The organism is Dyadobacter flavalbus (assembly GCF_006149045.1).
GTDB lineage: Bacteria > Bacteroidota > Bacteroidia > Cytophagales > Spirosomataceae > Dyadobacter > Dyadobacter flavalbus.
This window is the reverse complement of the sequence record NZ_VBSN01000038.1, coordinates 121,806-136,340: the sequence shown is the minus strand read 5'-3', so window position 1 is coordinate 136,340 and position 14,535 is coordinate 121,806. Positions and strand designations below refer to the sequence as shown.

The following is a 14,535-nucleotide window of genomic DNA, read 5'->3' as shown; positions in this document are numbered from 1 at the left end:
GGATCAAGGTTTTATTAAATTATTGCGGTTAAGGCTAAGTTGCTGATTTCAGGCATTATTCTTTGTATTTACCAGATGGTTAACTCAACTCCATGTTATGCAAAGAAGAAGTCTGTTAAAGAATATAGGTTTGATGGCGGCCGGACTTTCACTACCGGAATCTGCAGATGCTGCGGTCAAGAAAGCGCCGGCGAGGGTTATGCGGATTGCACACATCACGGACATTCACGTTCAGCCTCAGCTTTGGGCAGCCAACGGCATGGCAAAATGCCTTCATCATATCCAGGACCTTTCCATTAAGCCTGACATGATTATCAATGGCGGCGATTCCATTATGGGAGCCGGCGGCAGCACGCAGTCCAAGCTTGCCACGCAATGGAAGCTCTTTCATCAGGTGATGAAGGACGAAAACTCACTGCCGTTCTGTTCTGTCATCGGAAATCACGATATCTGGAGCAACAGGGAACAGGGCGCAGCTTTTGAGGACGGGAAAAAATGGGCCATGGACGAATTCCAATTACAGAAACCGTATTACAGCCTTGACAAAAATGGCTGGCATTTCATATTTCTGGACAGCATTCATGTCCGGAAAGAAGGTTTTACATATTATGCAAAGCTGGATGAGGAACAAACGGACTGGCTGAAAAAAGACCTGAACCAGACCTCATCGCAGACGCCCGTAATGGTTGTTTCGCACATTCCGATTCTGTGCGCTAGCGTATTTGTCCGTGACAAAAACTTTAAGAACGACAACTGGCTTATTTCCGGAAGCTGGATGCATACCGATGTTTCAGATATCATCGGCATCTTTAACAAACATCCCAATGTCAGGCTGGCCATCAGCGGACATACACATGTGCTGGACCGCGTGGATTACAATCATGTAAGCTACTGCTGTAACGGAGCCGTCTGCGGCAACTACTGGTTCGGGGAAGTACAGGAAACAAGAGCCGGCTATGCCGTTATAGATCTTTTTGATGACGGTACTTTTACAAACCAGTATGTCAATTATCGTGTAAAAAACAGAAATATATAACCTTCGGCTACAACATTCCGGTTCATTTTTACCGATCGTTAACTGAATTCTGCCTCTCAATCATCTGCTTTGGTGAAGTATCGTTTAAGTATTTTGTTTGTATGGAATTGAAGTCATCAAATAGTTTTATTAAAACTATACACACATTTATTTACACTATACACACTGCTATGACCAGTTGCATAAAAATCCGGATTCATTGATCCGGATTTTTTTACTTTACTGCAATATACGATGTATGGCAAGTACAAGTCATTTAGTAAGGGATAAACATATATTACATATAAATCTATATGATATTTTTAATACTTTCTTTATTCTTAATAAGTACAGTTAATATTTTATGATCTTACCACAAAATTTTCCTTTCACATCGCACAAAAAAAACCGCCGTTCAGCGGTTTATAATCAGCAAACGTCCGTTTGATTTACTTGGACTTGTTTACAAATTTATTGAAGCGGCTTTCCTTGCCTTCGCTGGTTTCTTCCTGATACAGGAATTCAAGACCGCTTTCGTCAAACTTCTCAAAGAATTCTTCCCAGCTGATCGGTTCAAGCGAATCGCCGCCGCTGTAACCCGGGAAATCAATCCTTAATATTCCGGCATGTTCGTCGCTGTCGCCGGTTCCTTTTACCGTAACGGGCTTACCTCCTCTTTTCTCAACCCAAGCACGGATTTCATCATGATTCGTTGTACTGTTGCTTTTAGTTGCCATGATTGATGTTTTTGGTTTTTAACTCAGTATTTAAAAAAGTATGCCTTGAACAAAAAATCCGCCGGTGAGCACTTCCAGTTACTCCGGGCGGATGAATTTTTCGGCAAATGCCGGATTTACCGGTTACGGTCTTGCAGAAACATTGGACTCGTCGCTAGCGATTTTATCACGTAATGAATTGATGTCTTTTCGGAGTTCGTCCAGATCATCGGAAGCTTTCCGGGCCCTTTTTGCGTCGCGCTGTGCTGCGCCTGCACTTTTGCTGGCCCTGCGCGCCAGCTTTCTGTCCTGCGGATCATCGCCCAGTTTTTCAGCAATCCTTTTATTTTCGTCGGCAGATTTCTGTGCATTGTCCGCCGCCTTTTCAGCATCTCTGGTTTTCTTTTCCAGCTCGTTTTCCAACTTGGCAAGTTCCAGTTTGCGGTCATTCAGTTTTTTGTTGGCTTCAATCTGTTCCTTCTCAGCTTTAAGCGTATTCATGGAGTCCTTAGATACGACCTGTGCCGACAGCGACAATGTCATCAGCATCATTCCCAGCGTGCCTAAAATCCGGTTCATTTTCATCATGTTATTATTTAGTTAAATGCATAAATCCAAGATTGCAATAACCATGCCCGCTGATTTTTGGGATGACAGACCCGGTCAGTTTGTGGTATTAAACCATTTAACCCAACAAATTTTACATTTGAGAAGTAAATATTAACATTTGGACAACCTGTCATTTAAAGCTGCACCAACGCTTTGCTATATTTACAGATGCTGGTTGAATTTTATGATGAACACCCGGTTTTTTATACTATTTTTTGTATTTCTCTGGCTGGTTCCGTTAACAGGTTATCTTACCTGGGGACAAAACTATTTTTCAGACTGGCGGATTTCATTGGCCGGTAGCACTTTTAACCTGATTATTTGTCTGACAACTTATCATTTCAACCACGTTGTAGCCGGCTTTATTGCAAGGCTCTATCCGGATATCGGACAATCTGTTTACCGCGTACTGCTTTGGTTTATCCTTTATTCGGGCATAACGATTTCCATTCTTTACATTGTACTCACCATTTACGATCAGTTCGGCCTGTTTGGTTTCTCCATGAAAAGGGATCATGTATTATGGAGCGTCTTTGTCATTCTGGGTGCTGCGCTTGCGGGTGCGGGTTTGTCCGAACTTGCCTATACTTTCAGGCAGTGGAAAACCAATCAGCTCGAACTGCAGCAAATGGAACAAAAGCAGATCCAGACAGAGCTGGAAGTTGTAAAACAGCAGGTTAACCCGCATTTTTTGTTCAATTGCCTGAATTCGCTGTCCATACTTATTTCCGAGGCACCTTCAACGGCCGAGAAATTTGTAGATGAAATGTCGAAAGTTTACCGGTACCTGCTGAATGTAAATGCCGCTGAACTTGAAACCAATCTTGTGACACTCGATAGTGAGATCCGCTTTATTCAGTCCTATATTTATCTGCTCAAGACAAGATATGAAGACGGAATAGATGTAAAAATCGACGTTGCGGATATTTACCTTACCGGGCAAATGGGCCCGCTGACTTTGCAGACGCTTGTGGATAATGCCGTCCGGCACAACATTGTATCACCCGGCCAGCCGCTGCACATTGTCATTCGAACGACAGCCACAGGACAACTGGAAGTTAAAAACAATCTGCAGAAACGAAAAGTAAGGATGCCGTTCAACACGTCCGGGCTGGCTACGCTTGTAACGCGCTATAAAATATTGTTTAATCAGGCGGGCACCATTCAGATAAAAGAAGATGAAACTGGTTTTGCGGTCGTTTTGCCATTGATCTATACGTAAATGCCTTCTATTGAATTTCATTCCATCGGCCGACTGATCTGGCTCAGCCTTTTTGGCCGCTGGATGTTTGCGCTGCTTGTTCCGTGGTTTGTACCCACCATTACCTATCTGCTGATCGGAGATCCTTACTTTGCCAGCATCGGCAACTTTGTGTACGGCACACTGCTGATCCTGCTGCTGACGATCCTGGCCTTTATCCCGCACGACTGGGCGGCGCAATATATTGCAGGAAGGTATCCGGCGCTGAATTCCACTTTCAAAAGGGCATTGTACACTGCGCTGGCTTTTTTACTGCTTACCGGAACGTACATTACCGTTTATGCGTTTGCGATCATCCGGTTCAAGCCGCTGAATGCGCAGCTTACGATGGATAAAATGGTTTATGTATATTCCTTTGAATTTGTGGCCGTGCTGCTGCTTACCGGGCTATACGAGGTAAACTATTCGCTGGGAAAATGGAAAGAGATCAAAATGAACAAAGAAGCGATCAAAAAAGCAGGTCTGCAGGGACAACTGCAAAGCCTGAAAAGCCAGGTTAATCCGCATTTTCTTTTCAACAGCCTGAATACGCTTTCCGCACTGATTATGGACGAACCGCAGCGTGCGGAACAGTTTGTGGATGAAATGGCAAAAGTTTACCGCTATCTTTTACAAACCAACCAGCATGAACTGACAACGCTTGCAGCGGAAATCAAATTTATACAGTCGTATTATCACCTGCTCAGGACCAGATATGACGAAGGGCTGGAAATGGTTGTTGATGTCGGTGAATCCCAGCTTTCCATGCTCATTCCGCCGCTTACGCTGCAGTTGCTGGTAGAAAACGCCGTAAAGCACAATACCATTCTTGAAAAAAATCCTCTGCTGATCGAAATCCGGTCTGTCGGGAATAACCTGCTGGAAGTACGGAACAACCTGCTGGAAAAGTCAACCCCGGTAAAATCCACCAAACTCGGCCTGGCCAATATTCAGGCCAAATATCAACTCCTTTCTGACCGCCAGCCTGTGATTGAAGCGAGTGCTGATTATTTTACGATCCTTTTACCCTTACTGAACGACAAATCCGAAATCCAATGAATATCCTGATTGTGGAAGATGAAAAACTGGCGGTACGAAAGCTGACCAAACTGCTCGAAGAAACTGCGCCTGAATTTGAAATCAAAGGAAATACCCCGAGTATCGAGGCAACTGTAGAATGGATTCTGGACAACCGTGCAAAAGGAGAAAGCGAGCCCGACCTTATATTTCTGGACATCGAACTTGCCGACGGACAAAGCTTTGAAATATTTAACAGAGTAGATCTCCGGAGTACGATCATCTTCACGACTTCCTATGATGAATATGCACTGCAGGCTTTCAAGGTCAACAGCATCGATTATCTTTTGAAACCGGTCCAAAAAGAAGATCTTCAGCGAAGCCTCCGGAAATATTATGACCTTACCGGCCAGCAGCGCAGCAAGAACACAGAATCGTTAACCTCCAATCTGGAAAGTATTCTGAAAAATATCCAGCTCCAGCATCAGCCCGCGACAGAGTACAGAAAACGTTTTCTTGTCAAGCAGGGCCAGCGCATGGTTTCGATTGAAGTTGGTGACATTGCCTATTTTTATATAGAAGACGGAATCAGTTTTTTCAAGAATTTTCAGGGACAAAAATTCGTGGTGGATTACCGTATGGACGACCTGGAATCTTTCCTTGACCCGGAACATTTTTTTCGGATAAACCGGAGTATCATCATTACGCATCAGTCTGTCGTTCAGATTCAACCGTACTACAATAACAGGCTAGCCCTTGTGCTGAACCCGGCTTACGACAAGGAAACGGTGATCAGCCGGGAAAAGTCCAATGAGTTCAAGCTGTGGATGGGTAAATAGGCTAAAAAGGCCCGGACTGGAATTATAGCACGGATTTAGGAGTTTACTTCTTATTGCTGAGTAAACCGATAATCGCCTTGAATGCTCCCTTTACCAACGTTCTGAAGAACTTCTCCGTATATGCCGTTCTGATTTCGGGACTGGTTTCGTTATCCTGCAACGGCATATTCCAGTATAATCCCAATCAGGTTATTTTTCGTGACAATGAAAAAAACCTGACTGTCAAAAATATCGAACGCATTCGTTCAGTTCCTCCGGAAGATACCGTCCGTTTTATTCTGATGGGCGACACGCAGCGCTGGTACGATGAGGCGGAACTGTTTGTAAAAAGCGCCAACAGCCAGAAAGATATTTCATTTGTACTTCACGCCGGCGACATTTCCGATTTTGGCCTGTCACAGGAATTCAAATGGGTAAACGAGATCATGTCCGGGCTGAAATACCCTTATTTAACAGTAATCGGCAATCACGATATCGTTGCAAACGGATCGGCCTCCTATCGCAAAATGTACGGCGCACTCAACTACTCGTTCGAGCACGGCAACAACAAGTTTATCTTTATCAATACCAATTCCCGCGAGTATGCCTTTGACGGCACCATTCCCGACCTGAACTGGCTGCGGGCAGAACTGCGGAACAATCCGGAAAATAAAAACGCCATAGTCATCGCACATGTGCCGCCGTTTGACGGCGATTTCGACCGCGATCTGGAAGTTCCTTATTCCCAAATGCTGGCCGATGACCCGAATGTAAAATTTTCTTTATACGGGCATCAGCATTCGTTTCGGAACGAAGAATACTATAAGGATGGCGTGCAGTATATATTGTCAACTGCTATGGGCAAACGGGGATATATCGTCATGACAACGTGGAAAGGCGGATACAAAGCGGAACAAATCGAATACTGATGATGAAAAAGAACCTGCTTACCGCAACCTTGTTACTGTTTTTTACAACTGCTTTTGCACAGGATGACCAGCCCGGGCTGAAAAAATGGTACGCACCGGACCATGTAAAATTACAGTTTGCCGGAAACATCGGATTTCTGTCAGCCGGGCCCGGATATATTTCCCGCAACAAAACACTGGAAACGGATCTGCTTTTCGGGTTCCTTCCCCAGAAATACGGTGGCGACGCGCTGGTGACCATCACGGCAAAAACTACTTATTCACCATGGCGCATTCCATTGCAAAACACGCTGAACATCGTTCCGTTTTCCATCGGATTTTATCTCAGCTATACGTTCGGGCCGCAATTTGACACCAAATGGCCTTCTTATTACCCGAAAGGTTATTACTGGTGGGCAACCTCTTTCCGTCCGGGAGCCTACATTGGAGGAAAAGCCGGACGTGACATTCAATTCAACCACAAGAAAAGAAAGGCTGAACTATATTACGAACTCGGAACGTATGATTTACTTTTGATCAGTTATGTACAGAATCCGAAATACCTCAAACCATGGAAAATTGTAAATCTTGCATTCGGATTAAAATTTGAACTTTAGCCTGACACGGTTTTGTCTGAAATGTTGCGGATAATATCGTCCAGCGAGTAAGCAGATTCCAGTAAATAATCCATCAGCTCATTCCTTTCCGTTTCGGTATTTTCATAATTCCTGATCAGATCCACAAGCGCGATCAGCCGGGCCAGCGGCGCCCGAATCACATGCGACTGCATCCAGGCAATTTCCTGAAATTTCTTGTTTTTCTCTTCAATGGCTTCAATATAAGACAGCCTTTCCGTGACATCGCGCAAAATCCCGATCATGCGGTAAGCATTGCCATTCGGCTTTCTCAGGATATATCCGTTTGCCTGTATGCAGGCATAGCTGCCGTTGGCTTTTCTGAACCTGTAATCCCCGATCCAGTTGCTCTGGCATTTGTCATCCAGGGTATTTTCCAGTCCTTCCTTAATTTTTCTCCGGTCTGCGGGATGGATATGCATGGACCAGTATTCAAGCGGAAACTTTCCGTCGTTCATTTCAAAACCGAACATTTTATAATAGCCCTGCCCCCATTCAATATGGTTGGAAGTTATATCCCAGTCGTAAATGGCATCATTTGTGGCGCGGCTGATGAGCTCATACTTTTCATTGCTCTTGGTCAGCGCTTTTACGAGGCTTTTCAGCTTGGTCTTACTGGCAAGAATAATTTCCGAACTCTGCCTGTTCTCCAGAATGACATTCAGAATGGTTATGGCACGTTCAATTCCCTTGATTTCATCTTCATCCGGCGTTTTGATACGGTCATAATAAACCGCAAACGTTCCGATCACGTTATCATCCGAATCAATAATCGGGCTGGACCAGCACGCCAGAAGACCGAATTTTAACGCAGTTTCCTTGTAATCTGCCCATAACGGATCGGTTGCAATATCACTCACAACAATCCTTTTCTTGTAATAGGCAGCACTTCCGCAGCTTGCCGTATCATTTCGGATCGGCAAATTGTTGATCGCACGGATGTAATCCGGATGCAGGGAAGGCGAAGAAAGATTCTGGAGAATGTTGTCCTTGATGCGCATGACCGAACATTTCATCTGCGGGAAAATCTGTTCAATGCCTAAAAGGTATTCCTTTAAAACATCTGAAAGCGGATTGTATTTGCGTGAACTCAGCTGCAGAATGTTTCTTTCCAGCCGTTCCAGATTCTCAAACCTTTTGGCCTCTACGGAATCCAGAAGAATGTTCCGGAGAAAATTGAGATCGGGCGTATGTTCCGGCGCAGGAACCTTGATGCTTGTAACGTCTGTGAGTGAACGGATTATATATTCAACTTCATCGTATTCGTTAAAAACCGGCATATTGGACGATATCAGCAGCCTTGCTTCATAATTGCCGGTGCCGTTATTGTGAAACTCGTACTTGCATACCGGCGTCTGATTCGGCTTATGGTCTTCCACCAGTTTTTTAAGCAGGTTTTCGCCGGGCGTTTCATAATATAAATAGTTGGCAAAAGCTTCAAAAAATCCTTTTCCCAGGATCGATTCCCGGGTGCATTTTACAATGTTGAGGTACGCGTCATTCACTTCGATGATGGTAAATTTCGGCGCATCCGTTCGCAATACCAGACTGGGCGTCGGCAAAGCTTTAAATATCTGATTGATGTAATTCGTATCTGCCATAACCACAACCATCTAAGCACATGAACCTGATTTGTCATTAATCCTGAGAGTACACAGAATCCAGGATTAAGGTTTAAGGGTTGTTACAATTCCGGATTTTTTATGAATGATATCAGCTCTTGCTGTTTGCTAATAGTAAGGCAATCATTCGGAATTTTATACCCGGTTTGCAGCAAGTAATTTTTCAATCCGAATGGTTTTCCGGTTTCGGCAAAGCCACTTTCTGAACAAGTGTGTTTCTTCCTTTTTTCCCGGCCCGAGGTCAGGGATATTTCTTTTGTCTATATAACCATGCCGGGTTATAACCGGGAAGCATGCATATGCAAAACACTTATTTAACGGCTGTCTTGTAAACAAATAAACCGCCGCGGCATTTTCCTTATCCCGGTTATATAGCAAAACCGGATTATAAAACCGATTCATGTTTAAGAATATACGTATAGTGCTGAAACAAATACTTATCAGCTTGTATTTAGACAGCTTTCTGTATAGATTTCGCCACAATATCAACTTATAATCAACATCTTATATCTGAATTGAATTTATGGAACACCTTTACAATCCCCGGTTTTTCTGGCACCTTCCCGCTTGTTTTCAAAGGCTTGTCTATAAAGCTATTTTACTTCTTTTTTTCAGTGCCTCAACAGTAAATGCACAATGGATCAGGAAGGCTGACGAGCTTAACAAACGCGCTGAAGGCAACAATGTAATTTACCAGAACAAATTTTATGTATTTGGCGGATTTGGCGACAACCCGGTTATTGAAAGCAAAAATGAAGTTTATGATATTGCAACCAACAAATGGAAAGCGCTGGCGCCATTTCCGGCCGGAAAGGAAATTACGCATCAGGGTGTCGTGCTGGTTGATGATAACGTATGGCACATCGGTGGAAGGTCTGTAGACGGGCACGGACCGGTTAGCAGTCAGGTGATCATTTACAATATTACAACAGACACCTGGTCGAACGGTCCGGATCTGATTGATCCTGCAACGGGTGAAAAATTTCCGATCGGGGGCGGCGGATACGGTCTTGTCGGGCGGACCATTCACGTATTCGGCGGTTTCGGGCCAACGATCTGCGAAGACCAGTCGAAACTGCATCTTACGCTGGACGTGGACAAATATCTTTCAGATCCCCTAAACACAACTTGGGAAAACAAGTCTGCACCCATGCCCATTCCCAGAAATCACCTCAGCTATGTTGTTCTTGGCGGTAAAATATATGCACTCGGCGGCCAGTTCAAGCATGATTGTCTGGCAGTTGATCAGAAATACTGCCCTGTTTACGATCCTGTGACAAATACCTGGAGAAGGCTTACGGATATTCCGGTTCAGCGCTCGCATGCCGAAGCTTCCACTTTTGCCATGGACGGTAAAATTTTTCTGGTTGCCGGACAAGGTGCAAGCAATCATACGCAGAACACTACTTACCAGTTTTCCCCTCAGTCGAATAACGGCTCGGGCAGCTGGACCAATTTGTCAACATACAAATTGCCCGGCAGTTTTCTGGGATTGTCATCCAAAGTTGCGGGAAGTTCTTTTATCATAACCAACGGTGCTCTGGACAATTACGCCAATGAACGCAAGGAAACCTATTCATTCCAGGTAAAGCGGAGCAATGCAAGGACACTTGCTTTTTCCGTTCCGTGTACGTCCCGAACGCTGGCTGCAGGAACCTCTTCTGTATTCAGTAATTTGCTCTACTGCATCGAGGACACGGCTCCATACCTTGTTACTTCAAATGCCGGCTGGCTAAAAATAATGAAAAATGCATCCGGCAATGTAAACCTGAACGGCACGAATGTGGAAGTCAGCATCAGTACGCTTGGACTTGCAGCCGGCAGCTACACCGGTACCATTAAAGCCACGGGACTTTCCACCGGCTCCACGGCATCATTCTGCGTTAATTTGCAGGTAACTTCCGGGGCTTCCAATTCGCTGATAACCGATATCCATACAAATTCTTCCGGCATTTACGAGCAGTCGCAGCTGCATGTCAACAGCTTGTATTACAGTGACCGTACATACGTGATCACTTCCGTACCCGAGTTTCTGCTGGATGCACCATTCATCAAAACGCCGAATAATGACAAGAAAAACAACAGCTCGTCCGTGCTCACCTTCAGCCTGATGCAAGATGCGACGGTTTATGCAGCCTATGATCCGCGTGCAACCACACTGCCCGAATGGCTGCAGGGCTGGCAACCCATCACCGAAAAGCTTGGCACCAACGAACCCGGCATCAACACATTACTGCTTTACAGCAAAGATTATCCGGCCGGATCGGTAACAATCGGCGGAAACCTGCGGAGTCCGGCAACAGGAAGTGCATCCAATTACATTATCATCGTTAAAGCAAAAGATGCGGCTTCCAGCCTGAGGACAGCAGCTGTAAAATGGTTTCTGCGTGAAACGGGCTATGAAAAAACTCCGGCAGAAAAACAGGCCGGCATGAAACCCCTGCTTTATCCGAACCCCGTTACAGATCACATACAAATTGAATTGGCTGATATACGCAAGCAAATTTCCGGAATCCAGATTATGGAACCGGATGGCAGCGTACGGAATATCGTAAGAACAAACATCCAGTTTTCAGAGGAAGGTTGTAAAATACAACTATCCGGGCTTGCCTTGCAACCGGGACTTCACTTTATCGTTATGCATCTTACCAACGGAGAAACGGAAATTGCCCGGATCATAACGCGCTAAAAAGCGGTTTGCTTCTGCTCTGCCCTGCCCTGCCCGGTTTTTTGCAAGAGTTCTGAACGGCATTTCCGCGCCGGTGAAGACGGTTTTGCCTGTGTTTTAATAGTAAAGGTTCTGTCTGCAAAGCGTATACGGCAGAAAACAGGAAAACTGCGTCTTTTCAGGAAGGTTATTATCCGCAAACATGATTTTCGTCATGTTCCCGCAAAATCCGTTTGTTTAATTTTGATTTTCACGGCATAATTTATAAAGTCGTTCGGAACGGGTGAATTTGGAAAAATACATTTTGTAATAATACTACGTACTTCCGCAGAAGAGGCAAAAGAACGAATGTTCAAAGATTATAAACAAATTACACGAATACGAATCCAAATTATAGAATGTATTCTACTCATAATAATACAATATTCTACTTTTATAAAGCTGAAAATTACAACAATGTATTAACTGGAATCAAACTATTTAATATGGAAACGCTTGCGCAGTTAACCTTTGTACTGTAACTTGGTATGTTTGATAAGAAAAAACTAAAATATGCCCTAATGATAACACGTCACATAGAAATGCTAGACGCATTGTTCAAGCATGCGACAGAAGGTATTGTTGTGATTGACAAAACGGGAAATATTGTTAAACTGAATCCAAAAGCAAGTGAAATGTTCGGTTATTCCAACGAAGAGCTGCTCAACAAGAAAATTGAATGGCTTATTCCGGAACGATTCAACGAAAATCATATTGGTTACAGAGACAAATATCTGCATTTGCCCCGGGCGCGCGGAATGGGCCATTTGAGGGATCTTTTTGCAAGAAGAAAAAACGGAACTGAATTTCCGGTTGAAGTAAGCCTCAGCCCTTTCAAGACAACGGACGGCGAATTTGTCGTCAGCTTTGTAGTAGATATTACCGAAAGGAAAATCCAGCAGAACCGCATTATCGAAGCACATTCGGAAATCCAGAAGCTGAATGCCGAGCTGGAAGCAAGGGTTGAACAACGTACGAAGGAACTGGCTGCTGCGATCATCAACGTGGAAAAATCGCAGGAAGAAGTCATCCGTGCGCTGCAGAAAGAACGGGAGCTCAATAATATGAAAAGCCAGTTTGTGACCATTGCTTCGCATGAATTCCGCACGCCGCTGGCCACCATTTTGTCATCCGCTTCGATTATCGGTAAATACACGCGGACGGAAGATGAGGAAAAAAGGCATAAGCACGTCCAGCGCATCAAGTCTACGGTGACCAACCTGACACAGATCCTGAATGATTTTCTTTCCATCGGCAAACTGGAAGAAGGACGAGTTCAGAATATTCCGGCGCGTATGGACCTGAAAGAATTCTGTCAGAGCCTGATGGAAGAAATGAAGGGACTGTGCAAGGAAGATCAGCAGATCATATTTGATTACAGGGGAAATGAAGAGGTCTGGCTGGATAAACAAATGATGCGCAATATACTTTTCAACCTGCTGTCCAATGCCATCAAATACAGCGATGCCGGCAAACGGATCTTTCTGAAGGTTATTTCCTTAGAAAAAAGTATCCAGGTTGAAATTGAAGATCAGGGAATCGGTATTCCCAAAAATGATCAGGTGCATATATTCGAACGTTTCTTCCGGGCTGCCAATGCCGGCAATGCACAGGGAACGGGCCTCGGCCTCAATATCGTACAGAGTTATGTAACGTTGATGGGCGGCACGGTAAAGTTTACAAGCAACGTAGGCACGGGCACCACTTTCCAGCTTCAGTTACCCAATCATTCACCCTGATCCGGGAACTGCGCCATTGTTTAGATTTTATTTTATGGAAACTGTTTTTTCAAGGATAAACAACCTTTTGTGGAAAATAGAAAAATTTTACTGATTGAAGATAATCCCGAAATGCGGGAAAATACGGCCGAAATCCTGGAACTTGCCAATTACAACGTGGTTACGGCAAAAAACGGGAAAGAAGGACTGCAGCTTGCCACGCAAAACAAACCCGATCTGATCATTTGTGACATCATGATGCCCGAACTGGACGGTTACGGCGTCCTGCACATGCTTGGAAAAGATGAACGCACTTCCACCATTCCGTTCGTATTTCTGACCGCAAAGGCCGAAAAACAGGATTACCGCAAAGGCATGACCATGGGCGCAGACGATTATCTGACAAAGCCTTATGATGATATCGAGCTTCTGAATGTGGTGGAAATGCGCCTGAAAAAGAGTGAAAGACTGAAAAAGCAGTTCGACCGCTCGCCCGAAGGTTTTGACCAGTTTATAGAAGAAGCACGTTCCTTTGACCTGATTTCCAAACTGACTGAAGACAAGAAAGTTAAACTGCTCCGTAAAAAGGATACCATTTATACCGAAGGCAGCTCGCCATCGAATGTATACTTTCTGCGGAAGGGCAAGGTAAAAGCCTATAAATCAAACGATAATGGAAAGGAATACATCACGGACCTTTACGGGGAAGGTGATTTTTTCGGTTATCTTGATCTGCTGCAGGGTGAACCGTACCGTGACACGGCTATTTCGCTGGAACAATCGGAAGTAGCCATTATCCCGAAAGAAGACTTCTTTAACCTTTTGCAGGGAAACCGGGAGGTTTCTTCCAAATTTATCAAAATGCTTTCCAATGAAATCAAGGAACGGGAAGAAAGGTTACTGCAGCTCGCCTACAATTCGGTGCGTAAAAGGGTTTCCCAGGCATTGATTATGCTCGTTAAACATTATCAGGACGATCAGTCGAAGCCATTTTCCATGTCCATCACCCGAGAAGACATTGCCTCACTCGTCGGCACGGCAACGGAAACAGTGATCCGCACCCTTTCTGATTTCAAGGACGAACGTTTGATCGACATCAAAGGAAGCCTGATCACCATTCTGAATTATGATAAACTGGTCAAAATGCGCAATTGAATAGATCCGTTTTCCGGATCTGCAATTTCGGAAAACAGTATCAACCATATTTCCGGTTCACTCCTGATTACCATCCCGCTTTTACAACCGCAACGGTTGGCAAAGCGGGATTTTTATTTCCGGCAGACATCACGGATTACCTCCATTTTACTTTTCACACATGCTTAAGGAATAGTTTTTATCCCATATGCAAACAGTACCAACAACTGATTTGTAGCGGAAAATTTTGTCCTTATACATGCACCGCAGGCCTGCATACACACCGGAATGCTGAAATCCGGAACAATTCTTTGAATTGGGGAATTAGGTCTACGCACCGCAAGCAGTATTTCAAAATGTGGCCGGACAGTATTCGGATTAATTTGTAAGGGTTAC

The 14,535-nt window shown here is 44.4% G+C and carries 12 protein-coding genes; 9 read left to right on the top strand and 3 right to left on the bottom strand.

All coding sequences use genetic code 11. The annotated features are described in order from the left end of the window. Positions 1-97: 97 nt before the first annotated feature. On the top strand, positions 98-1,036 hold the full coding sequence (locus FEM33_RS12350; protein WP_139012327.1) for a metallophosphoesterase family protein: 939 nt from the start codon (positions 98-100) through the stop codon (positions 1,034-1,036). A gap of 428 nt (positions 1,037-1,464) precedes the next feature. On the opposite strand, the gene FEM33_RS12345 is transcribed toward FEM33_RS12350, so the two are convergent. Further along, positions 1,465-1,752 (bottom strand): hypothetical protein, encoded by a 288-nt coding sequence (locus FEM33_RS12345; RefSeq protein WP_139012326.1) that lies wholly within the window; start codon positions 1,750-1,752, stop codon positions 1,465-1,467. A gap of 123 nt (positions 1,753-1,875) precedes the next feature. Beyond that, positions 1,876-2,310: a hypothetical protein gene (locus FEM33_RS12340; RefSeq protein WP_229214219.1), complete on the bottom strand. Its 435-nt coding sequence runs from the start codon at positions 2,308-2,310 to the stop codon at positions 1,876-1,878. 214 nt (positions 2,311-2,524) lie between these two features. Between FEM33_RS12340 and FEM33_RS12335 the strand changes: the two genes are divergently transcribed. The 5 genes from FEM33_RS12335 to FEM33_RS12315 all read left to right on the top strand — a co-directional run bounded on the left by FEM33_RS12335 (position 2,525) and on the right by FEM33_RS12315 (position 6,940). Beyond that, positions 2,525-3,562 (top strand): sensor histidine kinase, encoded by a 1,038-nt coding sequence (locus FEM33_RS12335; RefSeq protein ID WP_139012324.1) that lies wholly within the window; start codon positions 2,525-2,527, stop codon positions 3,560-3,562. Continuing rightward, positions 3,563-4,639: a sensor histidine kinase gene (locus FEM33_RS12330; protein WP_139012323.1), complete on the top strand. Its 1,077-nt coding sequence runs from the start codon at positions 3,563-3,565 to the stop codon at positions 4,637-4,639. It abuts the gene before it with no gap. Next, complete coding sequence (locus FEM33_RS12325; RefSeq protein WP_139012322.1) at positions 4,636-5,436, top strand: LytR/AlgR family response regulator transcription factor; 801 nt, start codon at positions 4,636-4,638, stop codon at positions 5,434-5,436. Before FEM33_RS12330 ends, FEM33_RS12325 begins: the two co-directional genes overlap by 4 nt. 77 nt (positions 5,437-5,513) lie before the next feature. Beyond that, positions 5,514-6,344 carry a metallophosphoesterase family protein gene (locus tag FEM33_RS12320; protein WP_229214218.1) on the top strand — a complete coding sequence of 277 codons (831 nt, stop codon included), beginning with the start codon at positions 5,514-5,516 and terminating at the stop codon, positions 6,342-6,344. Further along, a complete protein-coding gene (locus FEM33_RS12315) occupies positions 6,344-6,940 on the top strand; it encodes a hypothetical protein (protein ID WP_229214217.1) in 597 nt (198 codons plus the stop codon). The genes FEM33_RS12320 and FEM33_RS12315 overlap by 1 nt, the downstream gene beginning before the upstream one ends. On the opposite strand, the gene FEM33_RS12310 is transcribed toward FEM33_RS12315, so the two are convergent. Next, a complete protein-coding gene (locus FEM33_RS12310; RefSeq protein ID WP_161597111.1) occupies positions 6,937-8,559 on the bottom strand; it encodes a PAS domain-containing protein in 1,623 nt (540 codons plus the stop codon). The two genes, FEM33_RS12315 and FEM33_RS12310, sit on opposite strands and share 4 nt — an antisense overlap. A gap of 544 nt (positions 8,560-9,103) precedes the next feature. Between FEM33_RS12310 and FEM33_RS12305 the strand changes: the two genes are divergently transcribed. The 3 genes from FEM33_RS12305 to FEM33_RS12295 all read left to right on the top strand — a co-directional run bounded on the left by FEM33_RS12305 (position 9,104) and on the right by FEM33_RS12295 (position 14,160). Further along, the gene (locus tag FEM33_RS12305) at positions 9,104-11,269 is read left to right on the top strand and encodes a Kelch repeat-containing protein (protein ID WP_139012320.1); all 2,166 of its coding nucleotides are present in this window, start codon (positions 9,104-9,106) and stop codon (positions 11,267-11,269) included. 539 nt (positions 11,270-11,808) lie between these two features. After that, positions 11,809-13,026 carry a PAS domain-containing sensor histidine kinase gene (locus tag FEM33_RS12300; protein WP_229214216.1) on the top strand — a complete coding sequence of 406 codons (1,218 nt, stop codon included), beginning with the start codon at positions 11,809-11,811 and terminating at the stop codon, positions 13,024-13,026. A 69-nt stretch (positions 13,027-13,095) separates the two neighbouring features. Next, positions 13,096-14,160 (top strand): response regulator, encoded by a 1,065-nt coding sequence (locus tag FEM33_RS12295; RefSeq protein WP_139012318.1) that lies wholly within the window; start codon positions 13,096-13,098, stop codon positions 14,158-14,160. The last annotated feature ends 375 nt before the right edge of the window (positions 14,161-14,535 follow it).